The organism is Synechococcus sp. R3-13 (assembly GCF_047462195.1).
In the GTDB taxonomy this organism is placed as follows: Bacteria; Cyanobacteriota; Cyanobacteriia; order Thermostichales; family Thermostichaceae; genus Thermostichus.
In genome coordinates this window covers 1-10,657 of record NZ_JANSIO010000243.1, presented here as the reverse complement: position 1 = coordinate 10,657, position 10,657 = coordinate 1, and the positions used below count along the sequence as shown (strand labels likewise).

Here is a 10,657-nt window from a genome sequence, read left to right as displayed (position 1 = left end):
CGTTAAGTTTCGTCAACCACCCAATACAAAAAGGAGGGAGAAAGATCGTGTCCGCCCCTCGGTGGATTTTAGGGATCCACACCACCACACCCGTTTTGGGCCTGGCCCTGCTGCCGTTGGAGCCGGGGCTGGGAGAACCCCGCAGCCAGAGCTGGTGGCTGGATCGGGAGATGGCAGCGCAGTTGCACCCCTGCTTGAGAGACTTCTTGGCCCGTCAGGCTTGGTCACAGGTAGCCGGGATCGCTGTAGCTTTGGGGCCGGGCAGCTTTACGGGCAGCCGTTTGGGGGTGAGCGTGGCCCGTCTGCTGGGCCAGCAACTGGGCATTCCCGTGTTTGGCTACTCGGCTTTGGCCGTCCTCGCCCGCCAGGTGTGGCAGGAGCAGGGATCCCCGGCACAGCCCTTGACGGTGGCGGTGCAGATGGACGCCAAACGAGGAGAGCGGTATGGCGGTGTGTATCGGGTGGTGGAAGAGCGTATCGCTGCAGAAGCGGCCGATCGGCTCTGGGAGGAAGAGGCTTGGCAGGCCCTTCTCCGCCATTGGCCGCAAGCTTTATCTGTAGATGCCGACGATTTTGTGGATTCTGCACCTGTGGTGGCGTTGGCAGAATTGGCCCGCGCCGATTTTCGGGCCGGATTGCGCCCTCAGTGGCAGGAGGTGCTGCCCCTCTACGGTCGCCAGCCCCCGATTGATCTCAGAGGGCTGAATCGGACTCCGCCTCCCCAGCGCGAACGGAGTGTCCCATCGTCACGGTAAGATTGGGAAGTCTAAGCAACGGATCCCTCTGCTGACATGATCTCAAGCAACGATTTGCGCCCTGGCGTCTCTGTAGAAGTTGACGGAGCTCCCTACAAGGTGATCGATTTCCAGCATGTGAAACCCGGCAAGGGGGCAGCCTTTGTGCGCACTAAGCTCAAAAACATGCAGACTGGCAACGTTGTGGAGAAAACCTTCCGCGCCGGTGAAACCCTGCCCGCAGCCACCATCGAAAAAGTCGAGATGCAGTATCTCTACGCGGAAGGGAACAACTTGGTGTTTATGGACATGGAGACCTATGAGCAGGCTCCAATTACCGCTGCCCAAATTGGCTCCGCCGTGAAATATCTGAAAGAAAACATGCAAGTGTCAATCCTGCGCTGGAATGGGCAGGTGATCGATGTGGAGCTGCCCAACACCGTTGTTCTGGAAGTGGTGGAAACAGATCCAGGGGTGAAAGGAGATACCGCCACTGGGGGAACCAAGCCGGCCAAGCTGGAGACCGGTGCTGAGATCCAGGTGCCTTTGTTCATCAAGGTTGGAGAACGGATTCGGGTCGATACCCGCACCGACACCTATCTGGGCCGGGAGTGAGTTCTCCTTCTCCTTATCCGGTTATGGATTTCCGTTGTGGACAGGTGATGCATCAGGAGTGAACCTTCCCTTGGATGTTGTCAATTGGCAGGAAATTCGTCTTCTCCTGGCCGCTCTGCAAGAGAGCGATGTTACCGAGCTAACTCTGGAGTTCAAAGATTTTCGCCTCACCTTGCGCAAAGGGATCCCGACTGAGCTCTCCTCCATCCCCGCCAGTCCGGTTATTGTCTCCTCTGCGCCTCCTCCTGCTCCTGCAGAAGCGCCCCCTCCTCCCACTGCTCCCAAATCCACCCCCAGCCATTGGATAGACGTGACGGCGCCGATGGTGGGCACTTTCTACAGCGCCCCAGCTCCAGGTGAACCTGACTTTGTGCGGGTTGGCCAACGGGTGAACAAGGGCCAAACCCTGTGCATCATCGAGGCCATGAAGCTGATGAACGAGATCGAGGCCGAAGCGGCAGGCGTGGTGACCGAGATTTTGGTGAGCAATGGGCAATCGGTGGAGTTTGGGCAGGTGTTGATGCGGTTGGATCCCACGGGTTAGTGGGCAAGGGAGAAGCCGGATTTTGGCGACCCAATTTCCTTTGCCTTGCCGGTGCAGCGCTCCCGAGAGGGGCCAGGTGAGCTTGACTTCTCTCTCAAGCAGGAAGAAAGTGAGTTGGCTTTAGAGCCAACATTGATGTCTGTCAGTTATGTCCACAATTATGGCCATTCCGATTATGGCCATTTCAATTCATCAATTCAAATCATCAATTCAAACTAGGACACTGCGCCCACGCCTAAAACGTCGGTCGCGTTGTCGCGTCAGCGTTGCGGAGCCATAATGCCCCCGGCCAAAGGCTTTTCTCAACAGCCCAGGCATCTCACCCTAACCTGAAACGACCACAATGCCAATACGGCAATGTGGCGTTGTCATCTCTTTATGCTCTATCCTGTGGAGCAATAGGCTAGAGTACAGCAACAACAAATATAGTCCTGAGCTGGGAACCTTTCTGATGCCTCCGCGCTCCTCTTCCTCCCAGAGCGGTTCTACCCCATTCCCCTTTCTGGAGGGGCGGGGTGCTGCTGACGGTGAGGCTGAGTCGAGCTTGCCGCTGGGACAGCGTCTGCTGCGGGCGGGTCTGATCTCCCAATCCCAGTTGGCTCAGGCTCTGCGAGAGCAACAGCAAAACCACCTCAAGTTGGGAGAAGTGTGTCTCGAGCGCGGCTGGCTCACTCTGGCTGATCTCTACCGCTTCCTGCCCAGCCAGTCCCTTTCTCTAGGAGAGATTTTGGTGGCGCTGGGCCATTTGGATTTCGAGCAATTGCGGGTTGCTCTGGCTCAACAGCGTCGCTATGGGCGGAAATTGGGGGAAATCCTCACCTGGAAAGGTTGGGTACAGCCCGCCATTTTGGATCGCGCCTTGGATGTTCAGGTGCAACTGCAGCGGATGGCTTCCCCCAATGCGTGGGAGGCGCTGCAGCCTTTTTTGGCCAGGGATCCCAAACCCGAGGTTCAGCTTACCCCCCAAAGAGCGGCAACTCCTGGCCGAGAAGCTCTGGCCCAGGATTTGGCTGTACCCGAAGAGGCCAAGATCCCTTGCGAGGGAACAATTCAGCCATCGAGTCTCGAATCCGCAGTTGGGGGAGATTCCATCCCTGGAACATTAGCCGCGGCAGCCTCGGATCCCTTTGCCGATGAGCCTCAACCGGCCACCTTGGCCGACTGCCGCAAGCAAGTGGAAGCCTTGCAGCTACAAATCGAGCTCCAGGAACAGGAATGGGATCGGATCCTGGCCAGCATGAACCAGCAGATTGCCGATTTTCAAAGCCAGTATCAGCAGCGCATTCAAAAACTGGAAGCCACCATTCGTCTCCAGCAGGCGGAGCTCCAGCACCAGGCTACGCTGCAGCAGGATTTGCGGGTTTGGCGGGAACAACTGCAACGTCTAGAAACGGAGCTGGCTCTTGCCCGCGCTGCTGAGCAAAGGGCGCAGCGGCAGTTGCAAACCCAGCGAGATTGCTATCAGTCGGAACTGGAGCAGTTGCAAGAGCAAATCCAGATTCTGCAGAAACGCCAGTTGGACTCGGTGCCCAGCAGCGTTGTGGCTGACCTACGCGCCCAATTGGAGGCAGCGCTTCATCAAATCCAGCAGCTCCGATCGGAGCGGGATCAGTTGCAGGCCCAACTTGCCCAGCAAGCTGCAGAGTCAGAGGCTGCTCTATCCCGGCATCTGGATTCCTTCTGGCCAGAGCAGGTTGCCGCCTTGGAGCAACAGATTGCGGAGCTGAGGGCCGCTTTGCAGATGTGGCAAGAGCGCTACGCTCAGTTACAGCAAGAGCACGAGGCCCAAATGGCGCGGCTTTCCGGCTATGTTCCCCCAGAGCAGGTGGAAAGCTTACAGGTGCAGCTACAACAACTGCAAGCGGAAATGGCGCGGCTGATGGCAGCCAACCGTGACTACGAAGCGCACCTTGCTCAACTGGAGGAGCAACTGCAGCAGAGCCAAGCCCTGATCCACCAGCTCAGGACAGAACGGGCCGAGGCCGACCAGCGCATTGTCCAACTGGAGGGATCCCTGCAAGCCCGCCAAGAAGCCTTGGAGCAAGCTCAACAACAACTGAAAACGATGGGATCCCGCCTCAGCGCCCTTCAACAGCAGCAGGCCAACTTGACGGTGGAACTGCGAGATGCGCGAGAGCTGCTGGCGGCCTATCGGCAGAGCCTGGAGTCCCTGCAAGAGAATCTCAAGATTGAACAGAATCGCAACCGTCTGCTGCAGGTGAGTTACGAACAGCAAAAGCTGATCGCCGAAGCAGCCCAAGCCCAGTTGAGAGCAGCCAACTTCTCTGGTTCAACCGCCAAAGATGGGCCAGCACGCTTGCGTGAGCGAAACGCAGTCCTTACGGGGAGACCGGAGGAACCCGAGACCGACGCCGACACTCCTGAGGATACGCATACGCCGACGGATCCTTTGCTGGCGGAACTCACCCCCTGGGCCAGGCATCTGTTCCAAAACTTGCAGGCAGCGGGCTTGCTGGATCGGCCCCAGATCCAAGACATCCTCAGCCGCTGGCAACAGTCGGGGGGCAAGCTGACCGCGGTCATTGGCGAGTGTACCGGCCTGAAGGCAACCACGATCAAGTTCTTTGCGGATGGGGGGTATTCTGCCCGTTTGTCGGGGTGCCGCACGGTGGGAGAGTTCCTCAAGGCTGCCGACTTGTTGGCTGCTGAAGTGCTGGAGTCCTTGCCGCCGATGGATGAATCTTCGCCCCACTGGGGGGATCCCTTGGTGGAGCGGGGGTTATTGCGACCGGAGACGCTGCAGTATTTTCGCAAACATTTCCTGCCAGCTTCTGCCAGCGGATGCTGAGATATGCCAGAACTCCGTCCGAGCGCCGAGACCGTCAAGCGGATGAAGGTCTTGCCTCCACAGCACATTGTCGGGCAGGAGATGGCGGCACGACTGCTTGTGGCGGCCCTGGAGAAGGGGCGGGTGACTTCCAGCTACTGCTTCTTGGGCCCCCAAGGGGTGGGGCGGAAGCTGATGGCCCGTTGGTTTGCCCAGGCCCTCTTGTGCGAATCCAGCTCCGGGATCCCTTGCGGCAAGTGCTCCCACTGCCGTTGGCTGCTGGCGGGCAACCATCCCAATCTCCACTGGGTCAGCCCCACCTACCTGCACCAAGGCCGCCTAATTGCGGCAGACTCCCCGGAGGCGCAAACCTTGCAACGGCGCTCGCCGCCCCAAATTCGCCTGGAGCAGGTGCAGGGGGTATCCCGCTTCTGTGCCCGCAAGCCGATTCGAGCCCAGCGAAAGGGCTCCGCCCCGCTAAAGGACTCCGTCCCGCTTACGCGAACGGGAGCGGTGGTGGTGCTGGAGGGAGCCGAAACCTTGGCGGAAAGCGCTGCCAATGCTTTGTTGAAAACTCTGGAAGAGCCAGGCCCAGCCCATATTATACTCATCGCCCCCCAGGCGGCCTCGCTGTTGCCGACGCTGTTGTCCCGCTGCCAGATGGTGCCTTTTCGCCGCCTCAGCCCAGAAGAGGTCGACCGGGTGCTGAGTGGGTTGGGTTGCCCAGATCTGGCAGGGATCCCTCGATCCGAGCTGATTGCCTTGGCCCAGGGCAGCCCCGGCTTGGCACTGCTGGCCCACCAGCACCTACGGCAGATCCCGCCGTCGCTCCTTGAGGAACTCAAACGTTGGCCCTGGCACTCTTCTCTCCAGCAGGCATTGGAATTGGGCAGAGCGGTGGCCAGTTTGGAGCTGCCGGCACAACTGTGGCTGATCGATTATTTGCAGCAGCATTTTTGGGCGCAGGGATCCCGTCAGCCGTTTGCGCCAGGGGTGCAGAGCGCCATCCGGCAGTTGGAACGCATTCGCCAACACCTGTTGCAACTGGTGCAGCCCCGTCTCTGTTGGGAGGTCAACCTTGCCAGCATTAGCCCGGGTGGGTGATGTGGTAGCTGCCGTCGGCTTGTACCCAGGCGATCTCCGGGATCCGACATTGGCGGGCATAGGCTTCGATCTCTTCAGGGGCCCGATCCAGCAATTCCAGCTCCACCGCCTCCGATTCTCGCCAGCGGGCGGCCAAGGCCAGCGCCGCCGGGATCCCTGCCGGCACCAGGGGCACCACCAACCGTTTGCAGCCCATCTCCTCGGTTTGGGGATCGGGGGGCAAGAGCCGCAGCAGCGTATCCGGCAGAAGGGTAAAGCCAATCCCCGGCTGCGAGGATTCCGTGCCGCCGCCAGCGCGACTGGCCTGCTGAGGGCTGTAGAGGGCGTACAGCCGGTCGTAGCGCCCCCCCAGAGCAATGACCTCCCCGCTCGCCACCGCCTGAAAAACGATACCGGTGTAGTAGGCCAGGGTTTGCAACAAGCTCAGATCCAGCACCACCCGCACCCCATGTTCCTCCAGCACCTGGCAGAGCTGCCGCAGATCCCGCAGCCGCTCAGGCGGCACGGGCAACTGAGCCAGGTCAGAAAGAACTGAGCCGGGCTGGCCCCGCAGCCCCAGAATCTGCAAGCCAATCTGGCGGGCGGCTTCCGGCAGAGGGGCCGATTCCAGGTAAACGTAGTCGAGCTGGGCAATGGCACGGCGCACTGCCGCTTGAGCCGTGGGGGCAACGGCGCTGAGCAAACTCTCGGTGAGGCTGACATCTCCCAGCAGCAGCGTCCAGGCGGCCTCCGTCCCGTTTACACAAGAAGAGATGCCGATCGAGCGAATGCAATCGGCCAGCAGCAGCAGAATCTCGGCATCTGCCAGCCATCCCCCTGCCCCGATCAGCTCCACTCCGGACTGAAAAAACTCCTGGCTACTGTAGGATCCCTCCTCCCGGCGGCTGTTGCGAAAAACGCTGCCGTGGTAGTAGAGCCGCAACGGCAAAGGCCCACCGGCTAGACGGGTGGCTGCCGCCCGCACAATGGAAGCAGTGAACTCGGGGCGCAGCCCCAGCATCGTCCCTTCGCCATCCCGCAGTTGCAGCACCGACTCGGCACGGATGGATCCCCCCGCCAGCAGCGTTTCCAGCCGCTCTAGGGTGGGAGTGATGATGCGCTGGTAGCCATGGCGCCGGAAAACCCGGGTCAGCTGAGCCTCCAGCTTCTCCCGCCGTTGTACTTCCCGCGGCAGGAGATCCCGGGCACCGCTGGGGGGGCGCAGACTGCTGGAGACGGTGGAACTGGCCTCAGGGCGGGGATCCCAAAAGTGCTCCGCACCGCTACCGCGAGAGTGCTCCGCACCGCTACCGCGACCGTACACAGGGCTGCTCCAGCAGAGGATCCTGCTGCATCATACCGGATGTTGGAGGTCAGCTGGGATCCCGGGGAAACTCAGGCCACTCCCGGATGGGATCCGTGGAGCGTACTCGGTGCATTCCTGCTTCCGCAAAGCGGGCGAAGGCGGCCTCCGCCTGTTCGCTGAAATCCACAACGCCGGGGATCACCACCGCCGAGGTGCAGTCCTCCAGAAGATAAACTTTCTTGGCCAAGCTGGGATCCGTGGCCTGGATCTCTTGCAGCAGGTCGCTCACCGTCCAGGCCACGCAGTGGCTTTTGGCTTGGCCAGCCACGATCAGGGCGTCAAACTGCAGCAGGTGGTGGATGAGGAGCTCATTTTTCTCGTCGATGGGATCCCCTTCCGGCCCGGTCAAGACCTCCGGGCTAAGCACGGAATAATTTTCCGTCAAGGGATTGGCTCCCTTGAGCTGCAGGCTGGGCTGGCTGCAGCGGGCCATGCCGTGAAAGAAAATCGCCTCCTCCACCGCCGGCACCAGGGCATGGCCAATCCCCCCCAGCATGGAGTGGTAGGGCCAGACGATGAGGGGATATTTTCCCCCCTGCTCCAACTGCTCGGCGTAGTGCAGAGCGTAGACCTGCAACCGCGTCAGATCCCCCTGGGTGAGGTTGGCAGCCATGGCGGGGTTAACCCGCCAGCGTCCGCAGCGGATATCGGCTGCCGAAATGGCCGTGGCCGGCTCAGGATGGGCTCCCTGCGCGTTCACCCAAAAGACGGGGTGGAAGATCTGCATGGCCGTGTGGGTGTCGAGGGTGGCAACAATCTGGGTGATGCAGGCCAAATTGCGGTAGATGAACTGACAAAGCCGGCGATTGTCTTCCACCGCTCCCAACCCGCCGGAACCGGCCACAAACAACTCAAAGCCGGGAATGCAAAAGGTGTTCTGCACATCAATGAGCAGCAAGCCCACCCGCACCCGATCCGCCTCTGCCGGCGGGATCCCTTGCTCCTTGGCCCAGAGCTCGGCTTCTGCTGCCCGCTGTTGGTAGGGCACGCGCCAAATCTCTCCCACCCGCTCCGGATCAAAGTGGGGGGGAAGGCCCGCTGGAGCCTTAACAGTTAGCTCCTGTAGAGTGGTATTCATGGCGTTCTTCCGGTGGGGGCTGGATTGACCAGGCTTGCACAAGCTTGATCTAAGGTTAAAGGAAGTCGGGCTGGTACTTATGGTTGGTTTCACTATAAGTTGGGGAAGAGGTTTTGTCCAGATGGCCGCCTGTGTTCTCGGCTAAGTTTGGATTTGGCGTCTTGTTGAGACCGATTTTTCGAGCTTTTCGGGGGTTGCGGTGCTTCTGGTGGATCCCGGACAGGCAGGCTTACTTATGGTAAGTTTCACTATAACCTTGGCGACAGCTCTCTGCTCGATCCCATCGCTCCCCATCGGCTTCTGCCTTGAGGTTTTTTCATGTTGAGCCCTGATTTCTCGTCGTTGCAGCCCCAAGACTATGGCTTGCTAACCGATCTGTACCAGTTCACCATGGCCGCTTGCTATGTGGGGGAAGGGCTAGAGGCTCAGCCCGCTGCCTTTGAGCTGTTCGTGCGGCGGCTGCCCACCGACTATGGCTATCTGATTGCCATGGGGCTCACCCAGGCGGTGGAATACCTGCAGCAGCTCAGCTTCGCCCCCGAGGCTTTGCGAGCACTGCGGGAAACGGGCATTTTCGCCGATGCGCCGGAGCGCTTTTGGGATCTGCTGGCCCGCTGCCGGTTTGAGGGGGATATGTGGGCGGTGCCGGAAGGAACGGCCATTTTCGCCAACCAGCCCCTATTGCGGGTGGAAGCCCCCCTCTGGCAAGCCCAACTGGTGGAAACTTACTTGCTGTCCACCTTTAACTACCAGACCCTGATCGCCACCAAGGCGGCCCGTATGCGAGATGCAGCAGGGGATGAGGCCATTTTGTTGGAGTTCGGCACCCGGCGAGCTTTTGGTCCCCAGGCGGGGCTGTGGGCAGCCCGGGCGGCTCTGGCGGCAGGGTTCAATGCCACCTCCAACGTCTTGGCAGCCCTGAAATTGGGGCGCAAGCCGGCAGGAACCATGGCCCATTCCCTAGTGATGGCCATTGCTGCTCTCTCGGGAGACGAAACCCGCGCCTTTCAATCCTTTCGGCGCTACTTTCCCCAAGCTGCGCTTCTAATCGATACCTACGATCCCATCCAAGGGGCGCGCACAGCAGCCCAGCTCTTTGCGGCCAGAAGCCCAGATCAACTGGGATCCCAGGGGGAAATCGGCGGGGTGCGCATCGACTCGGGAGATTTGGAAGATCTCTCTCGCCGGGTGAAACAAATTTTGCCTCAAGGCGCCCCGGTGTTCGTCAGTGGGGATTTGGACGAATACGAGATCGAGCGCCTGCATCGCTCCCAAGCCCCCATCAGCGGTTATGGGGTGGGCACCCGCCTGGTAACTGGAGAAGGCGTAAACGGGGTGTACAAATTGGTGGAAATCAATGGGATCCCAGTGGCCAAAGCTTCCTTTGCCAAAGCCACCCTTCCCGGTCGCAAGCAGATCTTTCGCGGCCCTGAAGGAGACTTGTTGGGCCATGCTGACGAGCCCCCGCCTCCTGGCTACGAACCGCTCTTGCGCAAAGTTATGGAAAAAGGGCTGCTGCTGGATCCCTTGCCGGATCTGGAAGCCATTGCCCGCACCAGCCGCGCCTCTGTGCTGTGCCTGCCCCAGGGAGTGCGACAACTGCGCCAGCCCGATCCCTGGCCCACAGCCCTGACTGCCGCTTTGCAACGGTTGAAAGACCACACCCTTGGCCAGGAATGTGCCTCGGCGGGCCCTGCCTGAGGAGCGGATTCTAATCCAAGCAACATTGAACCATGCTGAACATAGTATTCAGCATGGCGCGATATGTAACTCCCAAAGAAGTTGCTCGTCGGCAGTACGAACACCTTCAGGACGAGCAAGGCGATATGACCTCGATAGCTACATCAAGTTACCCGGAAAGCAGAAGCACATTGTTCTCTACGCCAGAGTTATCAGCCGAGCGCAAAAACCCGACTTGGAGCGACAGATTGCTCGATTGGTTAGCCTCCATTCTGGAGCCGAAGGGGTCGGAGACATTGGCGGCGGTCTCCACTTCCAAAGACCACGGTTCCTTGCCCTACTGGAACGAATCGGTGCAGGAGATGTCGGCACACTTGTGGTCGCCTATAAAGACCGCCTCTGCCGCTTTGGATTTGAGCTTGTTGCCTGGTACTGCCGTCAACACGGGTTCGAGAAAGAGCTCCGCTCCGCTGACGCAAACGTGGTTCTCAATCACCAAGACCACTCTCCCCAACAGGAATGGGTTGAGGATATTCTTGCCATTTTGCACGGCTTCAGTCATCGGCTCAGCGGACTCAGGAAGTACCGATCGCGTAAGCGTGACGTAGTCATAACTGCAATCCAGGAAGATCAGGATTTATCCCGAACCCGCTCTGGCTAAGGTGTGGAAACACTGGCAAGCAGCGTGCCGGTATTGCTACAACCAAGCGATTGCCCATCAGTGCCAGCACGGTGCCCCAAAAACGGCCAGAAAGCTGCGGGACATCAT

9 protein-coding genes and 1 pseudogene are annotated in these 10,657 nt (G+C 59.9%); 8 read left to right on the top strand and 2 right to left on the bottom strand.

Going from position 1 to position 10,657, the window contains the following annotated elements:
* The first annotated feature begins 47 nt into the window (after positions 1-47).
* From tsaB to NW856_RS07560, 5 genes are all read left to right on the top strand, one after another.
* Positions 48-755, top strand: coding sequence for a tRNA (adenosine(37)-N6)-threonylcarbamoyltransferase complex dimerization subunit type 1 TsaB (gene tsaB / locus NW856_RS07580; protein WP_414399701.1), 708 nt, complete (start codon positions 48-50; stop codon positions 753-755).
* Between the two features lie 36 nt (positions 756-791).
* The gene (gene efp, locus NW856_RS07575) at positions 792-1,349 is read left to right on the top strand and encodes an elongation factor P (protein WP_414344890.1); all 558 of its coding nucleotides are present in this window, start codon (positions 792-794) and stop codon (positions 1,347-1,349) included.
* Between the two features lie 70 nt (positions 1,350-1,419).
* Positions 1,420-1,893, top strand: coding sequence for an acetyl-CoA carboxylase biotin carboxyl carrier protein (accB, locus tag NW856_RS07570; RefSeq protein ID WP_414399700.1), 474 nt, complete (start codon positions 1,420-1,422; stop codon positions 1,891-1,893).
* A gap of 451 nt (positions 1,894-2,344) precedes the next feature.
* A complete protein-coding gene (locus NW856_RS07565; protein ID WP_414399699.1) occupies positions 2,345-4,702 on the top strand; it encodes a hypothetical protein in 2,358 nt (785 codons plus the stop codon).
* Between the two features lie 3 nt (positions 4,703-4,705).
* Positions 4,706-5,785: a DNA polymerase III subunit delta' gene (locus tag NW856_RS07560; protein WP_414399698.1), complete on the top strand. Its 1,080-nt coding sequence runs from the start codon at positions 4,706-4,708 to the stop codon at positions 5,783-5,785.
* Here NW856_RS07560 and NW856_RS07555 read toward each other — a convergent pair.
* Complete coding sequence (locus NW856_RS07555; RefSeq protein WP_414399697.1) at positions 5,769-7,088, bottom strand: ATP phosphoribosyltransferase regulatory subunit; 1,320 nt, start codon at positions 7,086-7,088, stop codon at positions 5,769-5,771. The genes NW856_RS07560 and NW856_RS07555 overlap by 17 nt on opposite strands.
* A 49-nt stretch (positions 7,089-7,137) precedes the next feature.
* Positions 7,138-8,208, bottom strand: a complete 1,071-nt coding sequence (locus NW856_RS07550; RefSeq protein WP_414399696.1) for an isochorismatase — start codon at positions 8,206-8,208, stop codon at positions 7,138-7,140.
* Between the two features lie 318 nt (positions 8,209-8,526).
* Between NW856_RS07550 and NW856_RS07545 the strand changes: the two genes are divergently transcribed.
* From NW856_RS07545 to NW856_RS07535, 3 genes and pseudogenes are all read left to right on the top strand, one after another.
* A complete protein-coding gene (locus NW856_RS07545) occupies positions 8,527-9,909 on the top strand; it encodes a nicotinate phosphoribosyltransferase (RefSeq protein ID WP_414399695.1) in 1,383 nt (460 codons plus the stop codon).
* A gap of 73 nt (positions 9,910-9,982) precedes the next feature.
* Positions 9,983-10,549, top strand: a pseudogene (locus tag NW856_RS07540) (IS607 family transposase); the annotation flags it as partial.
* Position 10,550: 1 nt separating this feature from the next.
* Positions 10,551-10,657 (top strand): hypothetical protein (locus tag NW856_RS07535; protein WP_414399702.1); only part of this gene is annotated, 107 nt, incomplete at its 3' end.